Source organism: Ruegeria sp. H7 (assembly GCF_056532945.1).
Genome location: NZ_JBQFNZ010000005.1, coordinates 79,375 through 103,948, shown reverse-complemented (window position 1 = coordinate 103,948; position 24,574 = coordinate 79,375). Strand labels below are relative to the sequence as shown.

Annotated in this window: 20 protein-coding genes; 8 read left to right on the top strand and 12 right to left on the bottom strand. The window is 60.3% G+C overall.

Annotated elements, in window-relative coordinates; translation table 11 throughout:
- Positions 1–14 precede the first annotated feature (14 nt).
- The 8 genes from pcaF to ACR0AC_RS12480 form a co-directional block, all read right to left on the bottom strand.
- Positions 15–1,217: a 3-oxoadipyl-CoA thiolase gene (pcaF, locus tag ACR0AC_RS12515; RefSeq protein WP_480626654.1), complete on the bottom strand. Its 1,203-nt coding sequence runs from the start codon at positions 1,215–1,217 to the stop codon at positions 15–17.
- 210 nt (positions 1,218–1,427) lie between these two features.
- Positions 1,428–2,243 carry a PaaX family transcriptional regulator C-terminal domain-containing protein gene (locus ACR0AC_RS12510; RefSeq protein WP_170522622.1) on the bottom strand — a complete coding sequence of 272 codons (816 nt, stop codon included), beginning with the start codon at positions 2,241–2,243 and terminating at the stop codon, positions 1,428–1,430.
- 49 nt (positions 2,244–2,292) lie between these two features.
- Positions 2,293–4,323 carry a phenylacetic acid degradation bifunctional protein PaaZ gene (gene paaZ / locus ACR0AC_RS12505; protein WP_480873761.1) on the bottom strand — a complete coding sequence of 677 codons (2,031 nt, stop codon included), beginning with the start codon at positions 4,321–4,323 and terminating at the stop codon, positions 2,293–2,295.
- A 120-nt stretch (positions 4,324–4,443) separates the two neighbouring features.
- Positions 4,444–5,631 carry a cytochrome P450 gene (locus ACR0AC_RS12500; protein ID WP_480626652.1) on the bottom strand — a complete coding sequence of 396 codons (1,188 nt, stop codon included), beginning with the start codon at positions 5,629–5,631 and terminating at the stop codon, positions 4,444–4,446.
- Positions 5,631–6,983, bottom strand: coding sequence for a TRAP transporter large permease (locus tag ACR0AC_RS12495; protein ID WP_170522613.1), 1,353 nt, complete (start codon positions 6,981–6,983; stop codon positions 5,631–5,633). Before ACR0AC_RS12495 ends, ACR0AC_RS12500 begins: the two co-directional genes overlap by 1 nt.
- Positions 6,983–7,486 carry a TRAP transporter small permease subunit gene (locus tag ACR0AC_RS12490; RefSeq protein ID WP_170622221.1) on the bottom strand — a complete coding sequence of 168 codons (504 nt, stop codon included), beginning with the start codon at positions 7,484–7,486 and terminating at the stop codon, positions 6,983–6,985. Before ACR0AC_RS12490 ends, ACR0AC_RS12495 begins: the two co-directional genes overlap by 1 nt.
- Before the next feature lie 57 nt (positions 7,487–7,543).
- Positions 7,544–8,563, bottom strand: coding sequence for a TRAP transporter substrate-binding protein (locus tag ACR0AC_RS12485; protein ID WP_480873756.1), 1,020 nt, complete (start codon positions 8,561–8,563; stop codon positions 7,544–7,546).
- Between the two features lie 70 nt (positions 8,564–8,633).
- On the bottom strand, positions 8,634–10,658 hold the full coding sequence (locus tag ACR0AC_RS12480; protein ID WP_480873753.1) for an FAD-dependent oxidoreductase: 2,025 nt from the start codon (positions 10,656–10,658) through the stop codon (positions 8,634–8,636).
- Between the two features lie 103 nt (positions 10,659–10,761).
- Between ACR0AC_RS12480 and paaG the strand changes: the two genes are divergently transcribed.
- The 5 genes from paaG to zapE all read left to right on the top strand — a co-directional run bounded on the left by paaG (position 10,762) and on the right by zapE (position 15,149).
- Positions 10,762–11,547 carry a 2-(1,2-epoxy-1,2-dihydrophenyl)acetyl-CoA isomerase PaaG gene (paaG, locus tag ACR0AC_RS12475; RefSeq protein WP_480626649.1) on the top strand — a complete coding sequence of 262 codons (786 nt, stop codon included), beginning with the start codon at positions 10,762–10,764 and terminating at the stop codon, positions 11,545–11,547.
- A 2-nt stretch (positions 11,548–11,549) separates the two neighbouring features.
- On the top strand, positions 11,550–11,975 hold the full coding sequence (gene paaI, locus ACR0AC_RS12470; protein WP_170453890.1) for a hydroxyphenylacetyl-CoA thioesterase PaaI: 426 nt from the start codon (positions 11,550–11,552) through the stop codon (positions 11,973–11,975).
- 24 nt (positions 11,976–11,999) lie between these two features.
- On the top strand, positions 12,000–13,310 hold the full coding sequence (gene paaK, locus ACR0AC_RS12465) for a phenylacetate--CoA ligase PaaK (protein ID WP_170736007.1): 1,311 nt from the start codon (positions 12,000–12,002) through the stop codon (positions 13,308–13,310).
- 3 nt (positions 13,311–13,313) lie between these two features.
- Positions 13,314–13,910 carry a TetR/AcrR family transcriptional regulator gene (locus ACR0AC_RS12460; protein WP_170453892.1) on the top strand — a complete coding sequence of 199 codons (597 nt, stop codon included), beginning with the start codon at positions 13,314–13,316 and terminating at the stop codon, positions 13,908–13,910.
- 180 nt (positions 13,911–14,090) lie between these two features.
- On the top strand, positions 14,091–15,149 hold the full coding sequence (zapE, locus tag ACR0AC_RS12455) for a cell division protein ZapE (protein ID WP_480873748.1): 1,059 nt from the start codon (positions 14,091–14,093) through the stop codon (positions 15,147–15,149).
- Between the two features lie 75 nt (positions 15,150–15,224).
- On the opposite strand, the gene ACR0AC_RS12450 is transcribed toward zapE, so the two are convergent.
- The 4 genes from ACR0AC_RS12450 to ACR0AC_RS12435 are packed head-to-tail and all read right to left on the bottom strand — an operon-like array spanning position 15,225 to position 21,478.
- The gene (locus tag ACR0AC_RS12450) at positions 15,225–16,499 is read right to left on the bottom strand and encodes a bifunctional folylpolyglutamate synthase/dihydrofolate synthase (RefSeq protein WP_170453894.1); all 1,275 of its coding nucleotides are present in this window, start codon (positions 16,497–16,499) and stop codon (positions 15,225–15,227) included.
- Positions 16,496–17,428: an acetyl-CoA carboxylase, carboxyltransferase subunit beta gene (gene accD, locus ACR0AC_RS12445; RefSeq protein WP_170453895.1), complete on the bottom strand. Its 933-nt coding sequence runs from the start codon at positions 17,426–17,428 to the stop codon at positions 16,496–16,498. Before accD ends, ACR0AC_RS12450 begins: the two co-directional genes overlap by 4 nt.
- A gap of 59 nt (positions 17,429–17,487) precedes the next feature.
- Positions 17,488–18,378 (bottom strand): CPBP family intramembrane glutamic endopeptidase, encoded by an 891-nt coding sequence (locus ACR0AC_RS12440; RefSeq protein ID WP_480873745.1) that lies wholly within the window; start codon positions 18,376–18,378, stop codon positions 17,488–17,490.
- Positions 18,371–21,478 (bottom strand): ABC transporter transmembrane domain-containing protein, encoded by a 3,108-nt coding sequence (locus ACR0AC_RS12435; RefSeq protein ID WP_480873743.1) that lies wholly within the window; start codon positions 21,476–21,478, stop codon positions 18,371–18,373. Before ACR0AC_RS12435 ends, ACR0AC_RS12440 begins: the two co-directional genes overlap by 8 nt.
- A 250-nt stretch (positions 21,479–21,728) precedes the next feature.
- Here ACR0AC_RS12435 and ACR0AC_RS12430 point away from each other — a divergent pair, with 250 nt between their 5' ends.
- The 3 genes from ACR0AC_RS12430 to ACR0AC_RS12420 all read left to right on the top strand — a co-directional run bounded on the left by ACR0AC_RS12430 (position 21,729) and on the right by ACR0AC_RS12420 (position 24,466).
- On the top strand, positions 21,729–22,490 hold the full coding sequence (locus ACR0AC_RS12430) for a DUF6478 family protein (protein ID WP_480626644.1): 762 nt from the start codon (positions 21,729–21,731) through the stop codon (positions 22,488–22,490).
- 11 nt (positions 22,491–22,501) lie between these two features.
- A complete protein-coding gene (locus tag ACR0AC_RS12425; RefSeq protein ID WP_170453899.1) occupies positions 22,502–22,861 on the top strand; it encodes an Ig-like domain-containing protein in 360 nt (119 codons plus the stop codon).
- 78 nt (positions 22,862–22,939) lie between these two features.
- Positions 22,940–24,466, top strand: coding sequence for an MFS transporter (locus tag ACR0AC_RS12420; RefSeq protein WP_170453900.1), 1,527 nt, complete (start codon positions 22,940–22,942; stop codon positions 24,464–24,466).
- Positions 24,467–24,574: the final 108 nt, after the last annotated feature.

The window sequence follows — 24,574 nt, the reverse complement described above, 5'->3', positions numbered from 1 at the left end:
TTCCGTCTCCTCCGTCACACGCGTTCAAGAATAAGGGCCGCGCCCTGCCCGACACCCACACACATGGTGCAGAGCGCATAGCGGCCCCCGGTTCGTTTCAACTGATAGGCCGCGGTCAGCACCAGACGCGCGCCGCTCATGCCCAAGGGATGGCCAAGCGCAATCGCGCCGCCATTCGGGTTTACGTGCGGTGCATCATCGGGCAGGCCCAGTTCCCGCAGCGTCGCCAGCCCCTGGGACGCGAAGGCTTCGTTCAACTCTATCACGTCCATCTGTTCGATGCGCAGCCCCGCACGAGCCAAAACCTTGCGCGTCGCAGGCACCGGGCCGATCCCCATGACGCGCGGCTCTACCCCCGCGACCGACATGCCCACCACGCGGGCCATAGGGGTCAGATCGTTCTTTGCCGCTGCCGCCTCATTCGCCATCAGGATCGCGGCGGCCCCATCATTCACGCCCGAGGCATTTCCCGCCGTAACCGTCTTGTCCGGCCCGTTCACCCCTTTGAGACCCGAAAGCTTTTCTGCCGTTGTTCCCGGTCGCGGATGTTCGTCGGTGTCCGAGACAATCGGATCGCCCTTGCGCTGCGGGATCGAGACCGGGGTGATTTCGTCCCTGAACACGCCCGCTGCATGCGCGGCCTGCCAACGGGCCTGGCTGCGCGCGGCAAAGGCATCCTGATCCTCGCGGCTGATCCCGTAATCCTCGGCCACGTTATCAGCGGTTTGCGGCATGGAATCGATGCCGTATTCCTGCTGCATCTTGGGGTTCACAAAGCGCCAGCCAATCGTTGTGTCATACACCGCATTGCTGCGCGTGAAGGCGGACGTCGCCTTGGGCATCACAAACGGCGCGCGCGACATGCTTTCTACACCGCCCGCGATGGCCAGATCGTAATCCCCCGCTTTGATCCCACGCGCGGCCATTCCGACAGCATCCATGCCGCTGGCACACAGGCGGTTTATCGTTGTTCCGGGAACGTCAATCGGCAACCCGGCCAATAGCGCGGCCATGCGTGCCACATTGCGGTTGCTTTCACCTGCCTGATTGGCGTCGCCATAGATCACATCATCCACGCTGGCCCAGTCAACCTGGGGATTGCGGGCCTTCAGGGCGGCCAGCGGGATGGCGGCCAGATCATCCGTGCGCACAGAAGACAACGCTCCGCCATACCGTCCAATCGGAGTGCGCGTCGCGTCGCAAATGAATGCGTCCATCTGTAATGTCTCCTGTTCGCAGGAACCGTCATTAACCGTCTGGTCGGTTAATAAATGCAGATCCGATTCGAGGCAAGCCTTATGTTACCATATCATCGCCTGCTTCGCATATTGTGTAACATGATTATCCATGCCTATGCCGCCACAATGGTCGAACCAACCCAAGCCGCTGGTTTTGTGCCTTCACAGGTCTGGGCAACCGGCCCTGCGTCAATCGTCCAGCGCGGCTTCCAATGTTGCAAGATCGGGGCGGGGCAGCTTGTCCAGCAACCGAAAGACCGCCTCGCGGCACTCTTCCCCCTTCCAATCCGAAGGCAGAAACGCAGGTGGCAGGGCCGGGTGGCGCAGGATCAGACGCCGCCACCCGTGCACGATCAAAACGCGCAACACGGCAGTTCGCAGCACATCGTTCACCCCTTTTGCGGGCAGAAGGTGTTCGACACCCTGAATCGAGTTCCAGAACTGGTCATACGCCGTTTTCAGGGCCTCTGGCCCGCACAGATCACGCAGCCAATCGGGTGCCGCGATGGTGCTGCTTTCGATGCCCAGCAACTCCTCCAGCCCGTCCGGGATCGGGCCGGGCGCCATGGCTGTTGTGGGATTCACCGAGATATAATCTCCGGTCAGCATCAAATCCGACAATTCTTTCCGGGAACTCTCGGTATTGCTGGCAATCAGCACATGCCACACATCAGGCTTAGTCGTTTCGCGGGCATAGATACGCGGCGCGGCAGCCGCGCTTTGGCTGCGGCCGAATTCGGTGAGGCGATGCACACTGTTCCGCCCCACCCGCGTACTTTCGATCCAACCTTCCTTGCGCAACCGGTGCAGCGCGACACGCGTCGCTTCGGCCTTGATCCCGGCCAGAGCGGTGAGCGTGGTAATCAGCGCACCACTCACCTGATCCGATCCGTTCTGCGCCAGATCGCCAAAAATCGTAACCAGAACCGACCACACCCGCTGCGTGCCCGTGTTTGTCAGTTGGCTGACGCAGGTTTCGAACCAATCAGGAGCCGTATCTTTCATAGGCCAAGTATAATCGGGCCGGACGGAAATGCCATCCGGCCTTGTGGGTCTAGTAGGCGACCATGGTCAGCAATTCATACTCTGCGACCATGTCATCATCCTGCTGGGTCAGGGTGACATGCCAGCGAACCTCGCCATATTCGTCGTTTCGCTTGGTCTTGCTTTTGACTGTCAGGCGCACCTTGATCGTATCCCCCGCCTCGACCGGTTTCATGAAGCGCAACCCGTCCAGGCCGGTATTGGCCAGAACCGGCCCTTCATTCGGCTCAACAAACAACCCCGCAGCAAAGGACAGCAACAGGTATCCATGCGCGACACGGCCCGGAAAGAACGGGTTTCGTTCCGCTGCGGCCTGATCCATGTGGGCATAGAACGTATCACCGGTGAAATGGGCAAAATGTTCGATGTCCTCCAGCGTGATGGAGCGCGGGTCGGTGTGGATGGTCTCACCAATCGCAAGGTCGTGGAACCTGCGAGTAAAGGGATGCGCGGGGCCTTCGATTTCAGCAGCACCCGGCACCCATTTGCCGCCAATCGCGGTCAGCAGATCGGGTGAACCCTGAATGGCGGTGCGCTGCATATAGTGTTTCACGCCGCGCACGCCGCCCATTTCTTCGCCGCCCCCGGCGCGGCCGGGTCCGCCATGGACCATATGCGGCAAGGGTGAACCGTGGCCGGTGGATTCGGTCATCGAGTCGCGATTGTTGAAGTAAAGCCGCCCGTGATAGGCCCCCACCCCCATCGCAACCTGCCGCGCCACATCCGGGTCATGGGTGATAATCGACGCCACCAGCGACCCCTGCCCCCGGTTCGCCAGTTCGATCGCATGGTCGAGGTCGCGATACCCCATCACTGTGCTGACCGGACCAAAGGCTTCGGTGTCGTGCACGCGCTGTGCCGTGTCCGGGTTGGCGCAGTGGTACAGCATGGGCGGCAGAAACGCGCCTTTTTCGGCATCCGCGCCATCGACCGTGAAATCATCCGGGTTGCCAAAGACACGCTCGGCCTCTTTCCCGATGATCGCGGCCTTTTCCAGAACGTCGCGTTTCTGACTGGTCGAGACCAACGCACCCATGCGCGTGGTCTCCAGCTTTGGGTCTCCGATGGCCGTTTTGGCCAGCCGCGCGGATAGCGCCTCGATCACCGCCTGCACCTGCGACTCGGGCGCGATGATCCGGCGGATTGCGGTGCATTTCTGACCCGCTTTCGTGGTCATTTCACGCTGAATTTCCTTGACGAACAGGTCAAATTCCGGCGTGCCCGGCTGTGCATCGGGGCCGAGGATCGAACAGTTCAGGCTGTCCTGTTCCGCCACAAACCGCACCGAGTTCTGCAAGATCACAGGGTTGGATCGCAGGTTCAGAGCAGTATCGGCAGACCCTGTGAAACTGACCACGTCCTGCATGGTCAGGCGATCCAGCATATCGCCCAGCCCGCCCGAGACCAGTTGCAGCGCGCCCGCTGGCAAAATGCCCGAGTCCAACATCAGCCGGACACAGAGTTCAGTCACATAGCAGGAATTCGTCGCCGGTTTCACAATCGCCGGAACTCCTGCCAACAGGGTCGGTGCCAGCTTTTCCAACATCCCCCAGACAGGAAAGTTGAACGCGTTGATATGAACCGCCACGCCATGCAGCGGAGTGCAGATGTGCTGGCCCAGAAAGGTGCCATTGCGCGATAGCTGCTCGACCTCACCATCCAGATACACATGCCCGTCCGGCATCTCGCGCCGGCCCTTTGAAGCGAAGACGAACATCGTTCCGATACCGCCGTCGATGTCGATCAGGTGATCCGACTGCGTGGCGCCCGTGTTGAAGGACAGGTCATAAAGGGCCTGCTTGTGCTGGCCCAAATGCAGAGACAGCGCCTTGAGCATCTTGGCCCGTTCGTGAAATGTCATCTTGCGCAAGGCCGGGCCGCCGACGTTGCGCGCGTGGTCCAACATCGCCTGCACGTCCAACGCGTTGTTGCCCGCAGTGGCGATCACCTCGCCCGTGACAGCGCTGGCAATGGTGCGGGCCCCTTCGCCGGGCGAAACCCACTCACCGGCGGCGAAGCTGGAAATCTGTTGGATGGTCATGAGCGTCTCCTCATCTGCATGGCGATCTTCGCGCAGCCCTTTGCCGGTCTGGCGAAATGATATTTTAAACCGTACGGTCGGTCAATAAATTCCCGAACCGATACCCCTGAACCAAACATCTCAAACCTGCGCGGGCAGTCGTGCGAAGCCGCGAAACCGGATCCGCCCGCCGCGTTCGGCACCTTCCGTGATGCGATAGTTGGGGAACCGGGTCAGAAAACGCCCGACGGCAACGCGCCCCTCCATCCGCGCCAAAGTCAGGCCGACGCAGGTATGGGGTCCGCCGGCAAAGGCGTGATGCTTGTTGGGGCGGCGGTTCAACAGGACAGCATCGGGCCGGTCGAACTGCCGCGGGTCGCGGTTGGCCGCGCCGATGCACAGGTGAACGTCGGTCCCGGCCGGGATTGTTTCTCCGTGAAACGACACGTCTTGGGTGGTCAAACGATTGCCAAACTGGTTGGGGCTTTCCAGCCGCAGAAACTCATCCACTGCGGTGGTGATCAGATCGGGGTCGGCCAGCAACTCGGCCCGTTTGTCGGGGTGGCGGTCCAGCAACTCCAACGCGTTGCCGATCAGGTTGGTGGTGGTCTCATGCCCCGCATTCAGGATGAAAATGCAGTTCTGATACAGCTCGACTTCGGTCAACCCGCCATCGGTGTCGTCCTGCATCAGCCGCGTCAGAACATCCGTCGCGGGGTCTCCGGGATTGGCGCGGCGGTCTTCTACGATGTGCCTCAGGAAATCCTTGAAGTCGGATACCGAGCGGTTGCCCCACTCTTCTTGCTCTGGCGTCAATTTGGGCTCCAATGCGCCGAGAATGGCCAAAGACCAATCGCGCAGCGGCCCCCGTTCGGACCGGGGAATGCCCAAAAGGTTGCCGATGATTTCAATCGGGATCGCACCGGCAAAATCCTCGATCAGTTCCACCGTGCCCTTCGCCTGCATCTCGTCCAGCAACCCATCGACCAGCTGGATCAGCCCCGGCTCCATCTGCGCCAAAGCCCGCGGGTTCATCGCGCCGACCATCACCTTGCGAACACGGGTGTGCAGGGGCGGGTCGTTGAACACCAGGCTGGTCGTGTGATGTTCAAACAAAGGGCTGTCGATCCCGTATTTGGGGCCAAAAACCGCCTTTTTATCAGATATGAACCGGTCCGTGTCCCGATACACCAGATCCAGATCATCATATCGCGACAGAACCACAGATCCGTCGGGCTGCCAGCAGACCGGCGTGTCCTCGCGCAGCGTGGCGTAGATTGGATACGGGTCCGCGTGGAAACCTTGTGGCAATGCGGTCAGAGAAAACATCAGTGACCCATCGCCCCCATATGTTCAGGCAATACCAGTACCAGCCAAGGCACAAGAACGATCAGAGCCAGACGGAAGATGTCCGCCACCCAGAACGGCGTGACCCCTTTGAAGATTGTACCGGTCGACACATCGCCGACCACGCCTTTCAGGATGAACACGTTCAAACCGACAGGGGGCGTGATCAGGCTGATCTCGGTGACGACAACGACGACAATACCGAACCAGATCGGGTCATAGCCCAGCGACGTGACCAGCGGGAAAAAGATCGGCACTGTCAGCAGCAGCATCGACAGCGATTCAAAGACGCAGCCCAGAATGATGTAGATCCCGAGGATCATCAGGATGACCACGAAGGGTTCCACCTCATACGCCGTGACCAAGGCGATCAAGGCTTCGGGCAGACCGGCAAGGTTGATGAAATTCGAAAAGATCTGCGCCCCGATCAGAACCGAGAACAGCGCCGCCGCCGTGAATGAGGTTTCTTTCAGCACCTCAAAGGTGGACGCCAGCGTAAGCCCACCACGGGACAGAGCGATCAGGAACGCGCCCATTGCACCCATGCCCGCAGCCTCGGTCGGGCTGAAGGTCAGGTTCAGCGGGTAGAAATCGAACACACCATACAGGCCGCCGATCACCAGAAAGAATAACAGCAACACGGCCCAAACCGAACGCAGTGCTGACAGACGTTCGCCCCAGCCATGGCGTTCGCCCGCCGGGCCGGACTCGGGCCTGCGCCAAACCGTCCAGCGCACGGCAAACAGGTAAAACAGGATGCCCAGAACGCCGGGAATGATACCCGCGACGAACAGCTTGCCGATCGAGGTTTCGGTCAGCAGGCCATAGATCACAAGGATCACCGACGGCGGGATCAGAATGCCTAAAGTGCCGCCTGCCGCAATCGACGCCGTCGACAGCTCATCCGAATAACGGTAGCGGCGCATTTCCGGCATGGCAACTTTGGACATGGTTGCAGCCGTTGCCAGTGAAGAGCCGCAAATGGCCGAAAACCCGCCGCAGGCCGCGACGGTCGCCATGGCGATACCACCGCGAAAGTGCCCCAGAAAGGCGTTCGAAACCGCGTAAAGTTCACGCGCCAGACCGCCCTTGTTCACAAACAGCCCCATAAGGATAAATAGTGGTACGACCGACAGGCCGTAGTCCTGCGCCGTGTCGGTGATCTGACGACCCACCATCGACATCGCGGCCTTCAACCCGCGCTCGGACAGGATGCTGCCGCCGCGTTCATAAGCAAAACCCAGCGTACCGACCAGGCCCATTGCAAACACGATGGGCAACCGCAGCAGCACGAGGACAAGAACAAGGGCAAAACCGATTAGTGCGGCAGTCATCAGGCGTGCTCCGACAAGGCGTGGGGGGCAAAGATCTGCAGAAGGCCGGTGATGATCATTGCAACGGCGGTGATCGCAGTGAAACCGGCGATGAACCAACCCACGTAGAAAACCGGGATCGACAGGTATTCGGTGACATCACCATAATCCCGCGCGCGCTCCGCCAGAACCCAGACCCGCTGAATCGGCCAGATCAGCATGATACCGGACATCAGATAGACAATCGCATCGCGCACCCGGCTCAGTCGCAGGCGCGAGAATATCCCATCCGTCAGGTCCACTGCGATCTGCCCCTTCCCCGCCGAGATCATCGGCAGGACCGAGAACACAAGGATCGCCATCAGAATCCGCGTCAGCTCGGTCGCGGCCTCAATCGGAGCATTGAAGACAGAGCGCAGGATGACGTCGAAAAAGGTCATCACCATCAGGATGAACAGCGCCACACAGGCCAACACCGTCGGAATGATGCTGACGCGACGCGCAAAGGTCACGAGAGATTGCATGATTGGTCCCCGGTGGGTGAAACTGGCTGGCGGATCGATCCCGCCAGCCAAAGCGCGTTATTGCGCAGCCATTTCATTGACGATCATGTCATAGGCGGCCTGCGCATCGACACCGGTGCCGTTGACCTCATCGATCACCTTGGCGCGCACATCCACTGCAATCGCATTGAACTTTTCCAGATCCTCTGCAGAGGCTGTGTTGATCGCGTTGCCCTCGGTCCCTTCGGTGGCTTCCCGGCCAATCGCGTCAATCTCATCCCAGATCTTGCCAATCTCGCGGCTGAGCGGTTCGCCGAAGACGTTCTCTTCCAGTGCGGCCTGCAGGTCGGCGGGCAGATCGGCAAAGGTATCCTCGTTCATGATGAAAGCGAACGACCCGCGATACAGACCACCCGGAACCTCGTAAACGTTCTGCGCCACTTCGGTCAGCTTAAAGCCCTTGCGGGATTCAAAGGGCATGACCACGCCATCGGCCGCTTTCGAGGCCAGCGTTTCGTATACTTTCGGCGCAGGCACCTGAATACCGGTCGCCCCCAGCGCCGTACCGACGTCACCGCCAACACCGCCCGGAATACGGACCTTGAGGCCCGAGACCTCGTCCAGCGCGGTTACCGGGCTGCTGGAATGCAGCTGCGCCGGGCCATGGGTATGCAGGGCGATCACTTTAACCCCGCGATGTTCATCCGCTGCCCTGAGGTGCTGATCATAGGTGCGCCAATAGGCAACCGAGGCATCCTCGGCCGAGCCTTCATATCCAGGCAGTTCGATCAACTTGGTGGTGACGAACCGGCCCGGCTGATAGCCGTGGAAGATGATCGAGGCATCCGCCGCGCCGTCCATAATCAGGTCCATCTGCGCAGGCGGAGGGGCAAGACCCAGTTTCAATTCGGCAGTCACCTGACCATCGGTGGCCTCTTCAACCATCTCGACGAATTTCGGCCACATCTTGGCGTTGATGCCATGGGTCGGCGGCGCCCAACTGGAAATGGTCAGCGTGTAATCCGCCGCCAGCGCTACGGTGCCCGAAACGGCCAGCGCGGCCGAGGCCAAAAGCGTGCTCAACTTGGTAAGTTTCATGGTTCTGTCTCCTCCCTGTGAAACATGACTCGCAAATGCGTTAATGGTCGCTTTTGTAACCATCAACATGTTAAAGACCCTCAAGACCTTCCGCGATGCGCCACGACCCCGGACTTTCTGCAGCGACGGTTGCCATGGTTGCGCGGGTGACGTCCGGCCCGATCTCTTTGCAATAGGCCATCGGCCCACCCCGCCAGCGCGGAAAGCCGTACCCATGGATTTGTACCATATCGACGGCCTCGGTGTTTTCCGCGATCCCCTCTTCGAGGATCAATGCCCCCTCATTGGCCAGCACGGCGAGTATACGCGAGGTGATCCCGTCATCCGAAAAAGCGCGGCGAGTAATGCCCTGCTGCGCGGAATAGGCTTCGATCAGCGCCTCAACCTCGGGATCGCGGATCGGCTCGCGCTTGCCGTCCTCGTAGCGATACCACCCTTTGCCCGTGCGCTGGCCAAGCCGGTCCATTTCACACAGCTGGTCCGCGATAGTCACATAGCGTTCGCCCGGATCGCGGGTTGCAGCATTGCGCTTGCGATTGGCCCAGGCGATCTGAAGGCCGGTCAGGTCCTGCAACTCATACGGCCCCATGGGCATTCCAAACGCCCGCATGGCCCGATCCACCTGATAGGGCAGCGCCCCGTCCGCCAGCAGATAATCGGCCTCGCGCCGGTAAGCGGCCAGCATGCGGTTGCCGATAAACCCGTCGCAAATGCCCGACAGAACCGATATCTTGCGCAGCTTTTTACCCAGCGCAAACCCGGTTGCGACCACCTCGGCCGAGGTGTGCGGGGTTTGCACAACCTCCAACAGCTTCATGACATGAGCCGGGCTAAAGAAATGCAGGCCAATGCAGCGAGACGGGTTTTTAATGCCCTCGAAAATCTCCAGCGGGTCCAGATAAGACGTGTTGGTCGCCAGAATTGCATCTTGCGGCATATGGCGGGCCAGTTCCGCGAATACCTGTTGCTTGACGGACTGGTCTTCGAAAACCGCCTCGATCGCCAGTTCTGCATCGGCGGCTTCGGCGTACTTGTCCACGGCCCGAAAACCGGCCAGACGATCCCAAAACTGCACATCGGTCATCTTGCCCCGTTTGACGGCCCCTTGCAGCAGACCCTCGACCCGGTTGTGCGCCGCTGCCGCCGCATCCGAGTCCCGTTCGATCAAAGTGACTGACAGGCCACCTTTTAGGGCAGCGGTGGCAATTCCGGCGCCCATCAGCCCCCCGCCGACAACCGCGATCCGGCTTATGTCACGCGCGGTCGCGCCTTTGATCACAGCGGGTTTCGCCACGGTGCGTTCCGCAAAAAAGGCGTGGCGCAGGGCGCGACTTTCGGCGCTTTGGCGCAATTTCAGATGGCGGGCACGCTCTTTCGGCTGTGCTGTTGCAAACGGCTCGGCAGACCATTCCAGCGCGGTCAGGTTCTCCAGCGGCGATTGCTGCCCTTTGGCGCGTTTCTTCAGGGTCTGGCGGCTGATGTCCAGCAGGTCGGGCGCAAAATCTGCCACGGGGCGCTGGCTGACAGGGATCGGACGTTCGGGCAGCTTGGCGATGAAGTCGGGGATCGCGGCCTTGGGGTCCTCGGCAACAAGATCCACGCCCCCAAGTTCGGCCAAAGCCTCGGCTTTCAATATTTTTCCCGAGCACGCGATGTCGATTGCAGCCTGCATCCCCACAAGACGCGGCAAACGTTGCGTGCCCCCTGCGCCGGGGATCAGACCTACATTGACCTCAGGCAGACCAAAACCGGTACCCGGCGCGGCGATCCGCCAGGCGCAGGCCATCGCAACCTCAAACCCGCCGCCCAGCACATTGCCATGCATGCAGGCAATGAACGGCACCTGACTGTCTTCGATTTTCTGCACAACATCCGGCAAATGCGGCTCAACCGGCGGCGCATCGAATTCGGACATATCTCCGCCCGCGATAAAGGTTCTGCCCGCGCAACACAGCACCGCCACGCGCGCGCCTTTGACCGCGTCAACCGCGTCGGACAGCCCCTGCCGCACCCCGGTCGAGGTTGCGTTCACCGGCGGGTTGTCAACCGTGACCCAGGCCACGTCCCCCCTGAAATCAACACGCACCAGCGACATGAGCTATTCCTTTGATCGGCCCGGAATCGGTTCGGGTTTATATATTGACCAACCGTTCGGTTAATGCAATGATTAAGTTGGAACGGGACCGGGTGGGACAGTCATGAGCGATACGATTCTTGTGCAAGACAACGGGAACTGGGCCGAAATAACCCTGAACCGTCCCGACAAGCTGAATGCGTTCAACGAAGAGATGCACTTTGCCTTGCAGAGCGCGCTGAAATCTGCGCGCGACAATGGGGCTAGGGCGATCCTGCTGACCGGAGCCGGGCGTGGCTTCTGTGCTGGTCAGGACCTCGGCGACCGCGACCCGTCGAAAATGGACGGCCCGCCCGATCTGGGCAAAACGGTCCGCAGTTTCTATGCGCCGCTGGTCCGTTTAATACGGTCGATGGACTTTCCCGTGATCTGCGCCGTGAACGGCGTCGCCGCAGGCGCGGGCGCAAATCTGGCACTGGCCTGCGACATGGTTCTGGCCGGGGAAAGCGCAAAATTCATCCAAAGCTTCTCCAAAGTCGGTCTGATCCCGGATACCGGCGGCAGTTGGCACTTGCCCCGTCTTTTGGGTGAGGCTCGCGCCAAGGGTCTGGCCCTGACGGCGCAACCGCTTACCGCGAAACAGGCCGAAGACTGGGGGCTGATCTGGAAGGCGCTGCCCGATGATCAACTGATGGACGAGGCGCGCGCGCTTGCCGCGCAACTCGCCAACGGCCCCACTCTTGGACTTGGCCTGACAAAACACTGCATTCAAACCGCGGCCACCACATCCCTGAGCGATCAGCTTGAGATCGAAGCAGATGCGATGAAAACCTGCGGTGAAAGCGCGGATTATGCCGAGGGTGTTTCCAGCTTCCTGGAAAAACGCGCACCGAATTTTCAAGGACGCTAAGGATGACCCCAAAGGAACGCGCCGAAAAATCCGCCGCCGCAATGTGGGCCAATGATGAGGCCAGCAAATGGTTCGGGATGGAGATCGCCGAGGTCGATGAAGGCCGCGCAGTCCTGACCCTGACCATCGCGCCCCATCACTGTAACGGGCACGGCATGTGCCACGGGGGCGTCACCCATGCGCTGGCCGACAGCGCCTTTGCCTTTGCCTGCAACAGCCGCAACACGGCAACCGTCGCGCAGCATACGACGATCAGCTTTCTCGCCCCCGGAAAAAAGGGCGACCAATTGACCGCGACCGCGACCGAAGTCACCGTTGCGGGCCGCAACGGTATCTACGACGTCCGCGTTACCAACCAGGACAACACTCTGATCGCCGAGTTTCGTGGCATGTCCCGCGCGATTGGTGGTCAGAATTTCGAAGAATAGCTTCGCGACCAGAGGAGGCACGCGATGGAAGACCTTTCCCCGAACCGGGCGGACCTGGACCCGATCGAGATCGCCTCGATCGACGAAATCCGCGCCACACAGCTTGAGCGCCTGAAATGGTCGGTACGCCACGCCTATGACAACGTTCCGATGTATCGGCAGCGCTTTGACGAGGCGGGCGTGCATCCTGACGATCTGCAACAGCTCTCCGATCTGGCGAAGTTTCCGTTTACCTACAAGAACGACCTGCGCGACAATTACCCGTTTGGCCTGTTCGCCGTCCCACGCAGCGAGATCATTCGCCTGCATGCCTCATCCGGCACGACGGGCAAACCGACCGTGGTGGGTTACACAAAATCCGACATCGACAATTGGGCCGATCTGGGCGCACGGTCCCTGCGCGCGTCGGGGCTGCGCAAGGGGGACATGGTGCACAATGCCTATGGCTATGGGCTGTTCACCGGCGGTCTTGGGGCCCACTACGGGATCGAACGGCTGGGCGCGACCGTGGTACCCATGTCAGGCGGGCAAACCGAAAAGCAGGTCAGCCTGATCCATGATTTCCGGCCCGACGGGATCATGGTGACGCCGTCCTATATGCTCAATATCCTCGAACAGTTCCACAAAGCGGGGCTGGACCCGCGCGAAAGCTCGCTGAAGGTGGGTGTATTCGGCGCAGAACCCTGGACGGACGCCATGCGGGCCGAGGTTGAGGCCGCCTTTGACATGCACGCGGTCGATATCTACGGCCTGTCCGAAATCATGGGTCCCGGTGTCGCCAATGAATGCGTTGAAACCAAGGATGGCCCGGTGATCTGGGAGGACCATTTCCTGCCCGAAATCATCAACCCCGAAACCGGCGAGGTCCTGCCCGACGGCGAAACCGGAGAACTGGTGTTCACGACCCTGACCAAGGAAGGTCTGCCGATGATCCGCTATCGCACACGTGACCTGACCTGCCTTTTGCCGGGCACGGCGCGGTCCATGCGCCGGATGGCCAAGATCACTGGGCGCAGCGACGACATGATGATCCTGCGCGGCGTCAATGTCTTCCCCAGCCAGATCGAGGAACAGGTGATGGCGACCGGCGGCCTTGCGCCCTACTACCAGATCGAACTCTATAAATCCGGTCGCATGGACGCCATGCGTGTCTTTGTCGAGGCGGCGCTGGATTCCACCGATGAGCTGTCCAAGACTGCCGCGGCGCGAATGCTGACCAAGCGGATCAAGGACGTCGTTGGCGTTTCCACGGAAATTGTTGTAGGTGACCCCGGCGACGTCGAACGCTCTCAGGGCAAGGCGAAGCGCGTCATCGACAATCGCGACAAGGAATAAGCCGTGGCCCGGACAATTGCCAAAGACCACGACCAGAAACGCAAGCAGATCCTGAAAATGGCGGCCAAAGTGTTTGCCGATCAGGGGTTTGACCGCGCCTCGATGACCTTGCTGGCCAAGGAATGCGGGATCTCAAAGGCCAACATCTATCATTACTACGACAGCAAGGATGCCATCCTGTATGACATCCTTGAAACCTATCTGCGGGAACTGCGCGACCGGATTTGCAACGTCGATCTGAACGGCTTGGACCCTGAGGAAAAGCTGCACAAGGCCGTGCGCGAGATCCTGTTTGCCTATCAGGGTGCGGATGACGAACACCGGGTCCAGATCAGCGGCATGAGCGCTTTGACAGATGATCAGCAGAAGCGCCTGCGCGGCTATCAGATGGATCTGGTGAATTTCATGCGCGACATTCTGAGGGACCTGTCGCCGAAATCCTTTGGCGATGACAAGGACAAGCTGCGCGGGGCCACCATGTCTGTCTTTGGGATGCTGAACTGGTATTACATGTGGAATTCCGGCGCGGGGCCAAAAGCCCGCGAAGACTATGCCGATTTGGTCAGCTCCCTGACATCGGACGGGGTTCGAAACCTGTAGTTTCGGTATTTCTTCCCTGTCGGGTTATGTTGGCCTGAAACAGAATTCCTGCGCCTGCGCCGTGACCTTCTGGCAATTGGGCGGGCCATTCACCTGGGCACCACAACGATCCCGCAAAATTGATGCATTGTCCGAAATGACGCTTTTCAAGCCTGGGGGTCAAAGGTAAGGCTCGGGTTTATGACGGATTTGATCTCGCTTTACGACACCCGCATTGCCGAAGGCATTTTGACCCGCGACGACGCGCAAGAGGCTGTTCTGCCACATTTCGAACGGATCCGCGCCGCGCTGGCCGCGCCGGTGAAACGCGGGTTGTTTCGCAAGGCGCCACCTGCACCGCAGGGATTGTACCTGTGGGGCGGTGTTGGGCGTGGCAAGTCCATGCTGATGGATATGTTCGTCGACAATTTGCAGGACATCCCCGCGCGGCGCGTGCATTTCCATGCCTTCATGCAGGAAATTCATGCCGGGATGCACAAGGCGCGGCAGGACGGGGTTGAGGATGCGCTTGCCCCTGTTGCGCAAGCGGTCGTGAAATCCGTGCGTTTGCTGGCCTTTGATGAAATGCAGATCACCGATATCACCGACGCCATGATCGTCGGGCGGTTGTTCGATCTGCTGCATGAGGGCGGGGTTGTGGTCGTGACGACCTCGAACCGTCATCCGGATGAACTGTATAAGGACGGGCTGAACCGGCAGCTGTTTCTGCCTTTCATCGCGCATATCAAAGAGCAGTTGCAGGTGTGGGAACTGGTCTCACCCACCGATTACCGCCAGAACCGGCTGGAGGGCGCGCCGGTCTATTTCACGCCGATTGGCCCCGAAGCCCGGCAGAGCATCCGCGCGGTCTGGAGCGATCTGGCCGGTGGTCCGGCCGATCCGCTGGTGTTGCAGGTCAAGGGACGGGCGGTCGAGCTGCCCCAGTTCCGCAACGGGATCGCGCGGGCTTCGTTTTATGACCTGTGCGGACGGATGCTGGGCCCGGCGGATTATCTGGCCATTGCCGCTGAGGTGAAGGTTCTGGTGCTGGAAGACATCCCCCGCCTGTCGCGCAACAACTTCAATGAAGCCAAGCGCTTTGTCACGCTGATCGATGCTTTGTACGAGGCGAAGGTGCGGCTGATCTGTTCTGCCGCCGCCGAACCCGAGATGTTGTATGTCGAGGGTGAAGGGACGTTTGAATTCGAACGCACCGCCTCACGCCTGAGAGAGATGCAGGCTGAGGATTGGGGGGCTTAGGGGGCTCTGCCCCTGCCGCCTTTGGCGGCCCCCCGAGGTATTTTTAGCCAGATGAAGCCCTGCGGGCGGATCGCCTCAGCCGTTTTCGCGCAGGATATTGCCCGCAAGATAGAGTGAGCCGCAGATCAGGATGCGGGCTTGTGGATCTTGGGCCACGATGGAATTGAGCGCATCTGCAACGCTGCTGGCTGTGGTGGCGGGCAGATTGACTTTCGTCGCAGCCGCAGCGGTGTCTTCGGCGCTGAGCGTGGCGGTTTCACCGGGGATCGACACGGCGCTCAGGGATTCGGCCTGCGCCGCCAGCGGGGCGAGATAGCCGGTCACGTCCTTGGTGTTCAGCATGCCGCAGATCATATGGGTCGGGCGTTTGGGCAGTTTGGCCAGCACATCCGCCAATGCAATGCCTGCGGCGGCGTTGTGCCCGCCATCCAGCCAAAGTTCGGCCTGTGGGGCGGCTTCGACCAGCGGTCCGGATTTAAGGCGCTGCATCCGGGCGGGCCATTCGGCCTTGGTCACCGCAGCCTCATAGGCGTCGTCGCCCAGGTTCAGGTGCCGCAGAACCGCCAGCGCGGCGCCTGCGTTCTGGATCTGGTGCGCGCCCAGCAGATTGGGCAGCGGCAGGTCGCGCAGGCCGGTTTCGTCCTGATAGATCAGGCGTCCGTTTTCCTCGGCCACGTGCCAGTGCTGGCCATGGGCAATCAGCGGCGCGCCGAGGCGGGCGGCGGTCTGTTCGATGACCTCCATCGCCTCATCGTCTTGCGGGCCGACGATGCAGGGCACACCACGCTTGATGATCCCGGCTTTCTCCGCCGCGATCTTCGCCAGCGTGTTGCCCAAGAACTGCTCGTGGTCGATGGAAACCGGGGTGATCACCGTGACCGCGGGCTGTTCGATCACGTTGGTGGCGTCCAGCCGACCGCCCAAGCCGACCTCAAGCAGGGTATAGTCCGCCTGCGCGCGGGCAAAGGCCAGCAGGGCGGCGCAGGTTGTGATCTCGAAATAGGTGATGTTTTCGCCGCCATTGGCCGCGTAGCATTCATCAAGCACCGCGGTCAGATCGGGTTCCGAGATCAGTTCTCCGGCCAGACGGATGCGTTCGTGGAACCGTGCCAGATGCGGTGATGTGTAGGCATGCGCCGACAGCCCTGCCCCTTCGAGCCCCGCGCGGATCATCGCCTGGGTCGAGCCTTTGCCGTTGGTTCCGGCCACGTGGATCACCGGCGGCAGTTTGGTTTGCGGGTTGTCCAGCGCGTCCAGCAGACGCCAGACGCGATCCAAGGTCAGGTCAATGATCTTGGGGTGCAGCGCCATCATCCGGTCGAGGATGGCGTCCGATGTCTGCGCGGTCATTTCTTGTCCGTATCCTCAGCCGGGGCATCCGCCGCAGGCGCTTCGGGGTCCGGCGCGGGCAGATCGCCCTTGATCGCGGGGGGCTGTTTCATCAGCATCCGGGTGATGGTGATCAGTTCCTCGCGCATCTCGGTGCGTTTGGTCACCCGATCCAGCATGCCGTGGTCCAGCAGGTATTCGGCGCGCTGGAAGCCTTCGGGCAGTTTCTCGCGGATGGTTTGTTCGATCACGCGCGGGCCGGCAAAGCAGATCAGCGCATTGGGTTCCGAAATATGCACATCGCCCAGCATCGCGTAAGACGCGGTTACGCCGCCCGTCGTCGGGTGTGTCAGCACAACGATATAGGGCAGGTTCGCCTCTTTCAGCATTTCGACCGCGACAGTGGTGCGGGGCATCTGCATCAGGCTCAGGATCCCCTCCTGCATCCGCGCGCCGCCAGCGGCTGAGAACAGGATCAGCGGGCGCTTCAGTTTCACCGCCTCTTGCGCGGCGGCGATGATGGCGTTGCCGACATACATGCCCATCGACCCGCCCATGAACGAGAAATCCTGTGCGGCGGCAATGATCGGCGTACGTCCGATTTCGCCCGAAGCCACCAGCATCGCCTCTTTCTCGCCGGTCTTTTTCTGTGCGGCTTTCATGCGATCGGGGTATTTTTTCTGATCGCGGAAGTGCAGCGGATCGTCTTTGGGTGCGGGCACCTCGACCTCGGTGAAGATACCGCCGTCGAACAGATGGGTGAACCGCTCGCGCGGGGTGATCGCCATGTGGTGACCGCACTGGGTACAGACATTCTGGTTTTCCGCCAGCTCGCGATGGAACAGCATCGTTCCGCATTCGTCGCACTTGTGCCACAGGTTTTCGGGCACCTCGCGGCGCGAAAAGATCGAGTTGATCCGGGGGCGGACGTAGTTTGTGATCCAGTTCATGTCGGAACCTTGCTTGTGCGGCGTTGACGTCAAATAAGACGCTACGGAAAGAAATGCAATCAGCGCCTGATGGCAAGCCGTGCTGTGAGCCAACCGACAAACATTGCGACGAAATCCACCAGCAGCCATTGTCGCAACATGCCGGTTTCGGACATGTCATAAGGCAGCAGGTACAGGGCCAGCCCGCTGAGCGTGTCGGGCAGCGAGACAAACAGCAGCGCAACCGCATTGTTGAAGAAGTGCAAGGCGATAGCCGGGCCCAGGGTGCCGGACCGGGCCGTCAGGTCAGCGGCCAGCAAGCCGAAGACACAGGACCAGACCGCGACGATCAGGGCGTTGTCACCGGCAAGACCCGGGGCGTAGTGACCGGCGGCGAACAGGGCCGATGGCACCCCCATCCAGATCAGCGGCGATCTGAACCGCGCGGCCAGCGACTGTTGAAGGTAGCCGCGAAACAGGATCTCTTCGGCGCTGGTCTGGATCAGCACTGCGCAGGCGGCGAAAGGCAGTACGATCAACCAGATAGACAATGGCAAATTCGGCGTCAGCGGATCGCCCATGCCATAAGGCGGCAGGACAGCCATCGCAAATCCAAGCAGCACAAGGCCCACAAACACGCGCAAGAACTGATGAACGGCCAAAACTCGCGGCCCCAGAATCGCGCTGAGCGGGCGGTGCTGCATCACCCGGGCTGCAACGGCCACGCCCAGGGTCAGAAAGCCAAAGCTGGCCAGCAAAAGAAGCGCACCGGATGTCGAGGTTCCCAACAAGAACCCCTCGACCTCGGACGATGGGATCAGGCCCCCGATCAAGGCAAACAACACCGAGTTCAGTGCCAGATACAGCGCCATGACGATGACCAGCCCGGCCAGCAGCCGCCACAGCTCGGGCCGGGCACGGGCATCGCTGACCAGTTGCTCATGCGCGGAATAGGCCGTTGGCTCAGGCATCAGGGCCCGCACTTTCATCCTGAAGCGTCGTCGCAACTTCCGGGAAGATTTCCGATGGGTCCTTGGCGTTGTTGATACGTGTGGACAGCGTGGAAAGATAACCTGCCACAGTCTGCAACAGTTGCACGGCAACCCCGGCGTCGCTTTCGATCACGGCACGCAGTTCTTCCGCGCCGATGCGCAGGAAGGTGCAATCCTCGGTGGCGGTCAGATCAAGCTGCCGTAGATCTCCGGTGATGATCGACAGGTCACCGATCAGACGACCAGGTTCGATGATCGAGATCGTGCGGCGGTTTCCATCCTCGTCGGACCAATCCAGATTGGCCTTGCCTTTGATGCACAGATACGCCGCATCCGGAACCTGCCCGCGCGAAAAGATCATCTGACCAGCGGCGACATCATACCATTGCGCTGAAAATGCCAGCAGGCGCTGGTTTCGCGCGTCGATGCCCGAGAACAGCTCGGTCGACGATATGATTTCAAGCTTACGGCTCAGATCGGCCGAGACGCTTTCTTCGTGCAGGGTCTGCGTGCGGGACACACCGTCAATCCGGCCATCCTTGATCTCGATGAACAGATCATAGGCTTCGGGATGGGCAAAGTGATCCTCCATGAAAATCATGATCGAGTCCGGCAGCAGCTCGCGCAGTTTCAGGCGGGTGCGCAGGCGGCTTTCCGAATCGTGGCTGGCCAGTGCTTTGTCGAGGATCAGAACATCGGGCCGCTTGATACCGGCGCGCGAAAACGCGGCGCGTTCCTGAAACACCGTTGGCAGGTTGTTCCCGCCCAGACCCGATGGCAGATCGTAGATAATGGCCGCCGCGCGGCGCCGCAGTCCGGCCTGGTTCATAGCCTCGGCCACAACGTCCTCGATCTCGCCCGCATGGACGCCGGCGGTCAGAGAGATCCGCCCGTAGAGCGCGTTTTCAAGAACCGGCAGCATAGGGATATAGATATCCGGCGACAGCGGCAGGAACATACCGTTCATCGAACTGCGCAATTGTTCGCCCTGCCCCTGCCGGATCGCAAGGATCTTGTCCTTGTATTCATCGGGGAAATCCGCGCCGATCTGTTCTGCGGTCAGAAGGAAGGGCACGGTCAGCAGCAAGGCGCTTTCTTCATCGCTCAGCTCACCGTCGCCTTTGCCCTTGCGGCGATCTTCGATGTCCAGCCAGCGGTGGTACATCTCTTTACTCATCCCAAGTCGCAGGAACAGCGGGTGATCGGTGCCATCCCGGCCAAAGGTACGGCTCAGCGTATCCAGAACCGCCTTCGAGATGCTCATCGCGTCATCGGCCAGATCATGCGCCCTGAGCATGGAGAGGAAATGCCCGTCACTGGCCAGACTTTCGGGCGAGATATGGCGTGTGGGGGCTGCATACAGCAGGTTGCCGCCCAGCGGGACAGCCGGGTTAAAGCGGTTGGGATCGAACCGATAGACATATTTGTCCAACCCCTTCTCGCGCAGACGTTCGGCAATGGTGTCCCGCAAATTGACGATTTCCTGCGCCAGAACGGGATGCAGCTTAGGATCAAAGCGCGACCCAAGCGTCCGGCGGAACATGAATTCGTCAATGCCCATCGCCTCGACCAGCTCGAACCACCAATTGCGGATATCGTCGATATTCTCCAACCCCGCGAGACCCGGATCGATCCATTCATCGCTGAGCGAATCCGTCGGGTTGCCCGAGCGCGCGGATTCGATCTGTCGCCGCGTCGGGGCCTTCTTGTCGTCGCTTTCAGGCTGGGGATGCGTTCGCAGGGGCATCATCAGGTTGTCGCCCAGCGTTCCGTCAAACAGATATGGGCGCGAATAGGCATATCCGATGCGGGCCGCGATAACCGACTGATGCAATTCGCGCAAATCGTGTCCGGCCATGATCACGTCACCTTGAACCGGCAGAATCTCGCGCGTCAGCAGCTGACCCAAAGCGCTGCGCTCAGACGCGTGGGTGGACTGGATTGCCACGCGCGCGCCGTTGGGGATGACAAGATCAAGGTCCTCAAGGATGGTTTTGCCGTCACCATCCCGCACCGTTACATTCCGCAACTCGATATCACCATTCAAGTGCGGGATCGTGTCGGGTTCGCCGTCAAACAGATGCTCGGGGATCATGTTGTCCGGCGCAAATCGCTCGGTCACGATTTCCCAGCGCAGCGACATGTCCTGCACCTGATTGTAATAGGTCAGAAGATCCTTCCACGGACCGCTCAGATCCTTGTACGCGCCAAGGGCCGCGACCAGAGCGCCCACCGTGATCTCGCCCTTGATCGCCAGATAACCGCCGACGGAATAGAACAGAAACGGCGTCATCTGAGTGATCAGATTGTTGAGGAACTTCATGAAGAACTTTTTGTTGTAGATCTTGAACCGGATCTCGAACAGGTTCCCCAGCCGATGGCTGAATTGCGCCAGACGATAGCGCCAACCGCCATTGGTGCGCAGATCGCTGATCCCTGCCGCACTTTCTCCGATCTCGGAACTCAGGTGCCGGACCTCCTGAATGCGGTCCTTGTTCAGCAGGTTGATCTGACGTTGCAGCTTGGGGATCAGCCAGGCCTGCAGCGGGATCAGGGCGATGCTGGCCAGCCCGAACCAGACGCTTTGCATGAACAGGAAGGTGACGATGGTCATCATCTGGCCGAACTGGAACACCGGCTGTGCAATGGCGTCGCCCATCAACCCGCCCATCGGCTCGGCCTCGGAGGTGATCATCGAGACCAGCTCGCCCTGGCTTGTCGTCGCAAAGTAGGATTTTGGAAAACGCATGGATCGGTTGATCAGCGTGAACCGCAACCGGCGCAGCATCCGCTCGGCCAGAACGCCCTTCATCGTGTTGATGCGCATTTTCATCAACCCGCTTGCGATCACGGTGGCCAGAAAGGCGCAACACAGGATCAGCAGGTAATGGACCTGTGTGAAGGTGATCCCCAACAGGGTCACCGTATCCCCCGGCGCCCCAATGGCGTCGTTGATGATCTGCTTGGGCAATTCCAGCGAGGCATACAGGAACGGAAATGACAAAACGGTCAGAACCAGCAGCACAAGTTGCTGTTTCTTCGAGTATTTCCAAATAAACGAAAACAGAGTGGGTTCCATGCACTGGCCTTGTCTGTAATGAAATTGTTGCGCCGAGGTTCCTAAGAAAGACCCACTTTAAGTCAGGTGGCAGACGGTAAGCACTGGCCCCGCGTAATACAAGAACGCTTGGGGTGTTTCTTGGCACGAAATCGGGGCCTGCGGGGGTGCGTCTTCAGGATTGGTGAATATTCGCCCCCTACTGTGCCATTCCGGGTTTGTCCCGCACCGCGTCTTTGACTAAAGAGGTACAACTTCGGACGATGGGACCATGGGCAGGATTCTGGATCGCTATATTCATCGACGGGCCATGCAGCGTTGGCGCACCGCCGCGCAGCAGGCGCAGGATGTGCCGCAGTCCAAACTGCGGCTTCAGCGCGATCAGGCCCGCGGGCTGCGGGCCCATCTGAACAAGCTGATCCATATTGCCGATGGGCGTCTTATCCGTCCCCAGATTGGCTCGGTTCAGTTTCCCAAACCCGTCGGCACCGACTGGTCCTGGCGCCCGGACCTGTGGCGCGGACCTCTGGCCCGACCGGGTGTGGCCTCGGCCCCGCGCAAGGCCGGGATTGACGGTCAGGTCACCCTGTTCCACGACTGTCCACAATCCGAGATCGCGGTGCGGCAGGTCCGCAACCGGGGCGACGATGATCTGGCCCCGTTCAGCCTGGCGGTTGAGGCGTTCAGCTTCGAGGGCTCATTCCTGTCACTGTCCGTCGAACTGCCGCCCGAGGCCGCACGGGATCTGACCAAACAACATCTGATGCGTGTCGATACGTTGATTGACAGCGAACAGAACTCGGGCGTGTTTGCACGCCTCAACATCCAGCACGGGCCAAACACCGAACAGGTGCTGCGGCAGATGGATTTATCCGTATCCCCCGTGGCGGTGGATTTCGATCTGGCGCATCTGCCCCTGAACGAGCGGCGGATCGAAAAGATCTGGCTGGACCTGATCTTTAAAAACCCGCGCATGAACCGCATCGTTCTGCGCGATCTGACCTTCTGCCGCCGCCACCGCGCCGATTTGTGAGACGCCAGGACATGACGCAGCCCAGCTTGACCCCATCCAGCTTTGAAAACGGCATCTGGCAAGGCCATCTTGAGGCAGACACGCAGCCTCAGATCGAGGCCCGCTATCTGGGCGAAACCTTGTCTGGGGTCGAGGTCTCACCCGCCGATGGCGGTTGGACCATCACAGTGCCCGTTCCCGTTGCCGCCCTGTCCGAAGGCGTTCATAGCTTTGTCATCATCGACACGGCCAACACGCAAAAGCTGGGCGGTTTCACCATAATCGCGGGCGAGCCCGCCGCCGATGATCTGCGCGCCGAGGTCGAGCTGTTGCGCGCCGAACTGGAGATGCTCAAACGCGCCTTCCGCCGGATTTGCCGGGACGACGCCTGACCGCCCCGGGCCGGTTTCCCTATCTTTTCAGCCCTTTTCATGCATCATTGACCCACCAGGATCGAAAAAGGTGCGGATATGGAGCGGAGCAGCATCATAAAAGTCATCGCTTTGATGGTGACCGCCTTCGGCATCGGGATCGATTTTACCGGCGCCCTGATGCTGGTCCCGGCAATCGAGAACAGCTTTGACACCGATATCACCAGCACCCAATGGGTCCTGAATATCTATGCGCTGTTCTTTGCCATGACCATGGTGGCCGGGGGCCGCCTTGGCGATATGTACGGCCACCGCAAAATCATGATCATCGGCCTGACGATCTTTCTGTTTTCGTCGGTGATGTGTTTTGTGGCCCCCAGCCTCGATTTCCTGATCGGCGCGCGGGCGCTGCAAGGGATCGGCGCGGGCTGCGTCTGGCCCTGCACGCTGGCTTTCGGGGCCACCAAAGTCTCGCGTCAGGAACACCGCGCGCTGGTGATGGGTCTGATCCTGGCCGGCGTCACCTCGGGCAACGTCTTTGGTCCGATGATCAGCGGGCTTGCCGTAAACCTGGGCGAGTGGCGCTATTTCTTCCTGGCGAATGTGATTTTTTCCTGCATCTCGATGGCCACCGCGCTGGTCCTGATGGAGCGCGAGACCCAGCACAAGCAGGGCGAGCATATCGATTTCGCCGGTATGGGCCTGTTGTCCCTGGCCGTACTGCTTCTGCTTTACGGGCTTGATGTCGGCGCGGATTGGGGTTGGACCTCGGTTCCGCTGCTGCTTTTGTTCTTTGTCAGCGCGGTTCTGTTTTTCCTGTTCCCAAAGGTCGAGAAACGCGTGAAGGAACCACTGCTACTGCCGCAGATGATGCAGAACAAACAGTTCCGGATCACACTGGGGCTGAACATGTTCAACGTCTCCGCTGCCTTTGTCGCCCTGCTGTATTTCCCGCAATACATGCAAAAGGTGCTTGGCTGGTCGACCTTTGCCTCGGCTTTGGGGCTTGCTCCGCTGACCGTTCTGCTGGCCGTGGGCTCGATCGTGTCGGGGACGCTTTACAATGATTTCGGGCCCAAGCGGCTGTTGTTCTGGGGATACATGCTGGCCACCATCGGCTCGGCCAGCATCGTGCTTCTGCCCGGCGGGTTGGGGTATTTCCAGATCCTGCCCGGCATGGCGATGATCGGGCTGGGGGCAACGCTGACGGTTGGTCCGTCGGGCACCGCGGCAGTTTGTGCGGTCAAGCCCGAACGCGCCGGTCTGGTCGGTGGGCTGAGTTTCATGACCCACCTTGTTTACGGAGCGATCTCCGTCGCCTGCGCCACCGCGATCATGTATGTGGTGTCCCTGTCCAGCCTGCGCGACAAACTGGCCGCCGCCAAGATCACCCTGTCCGACACCGATCTGCGCGCCATCAACGGCGGCACACTCGATACAAACTCGGCCCGCGCGGTTTTGGCCAAATTTGATGCGGATCAGGTCGAAACGGTCAAATCCGCCCTTTCAGCGGCCTTCAACAGCGGCATGAGCATGGCCTTTGTCTTTTCCACCATCTCGGTCTCGGTCGGTATTCTTCTTGCGCTGAGGCTGGACGAAAGCAAACTGCACAAGATCGAGGGATGAAGAAGGTCCGCGCCCTGCTGCAAGCAACTTACCAGAAGTATTGCGAGGCCAGATACAAAGCACAGTGTACTAAACTACTCTAAAATTTAACCCTCGCATATTTCTGGG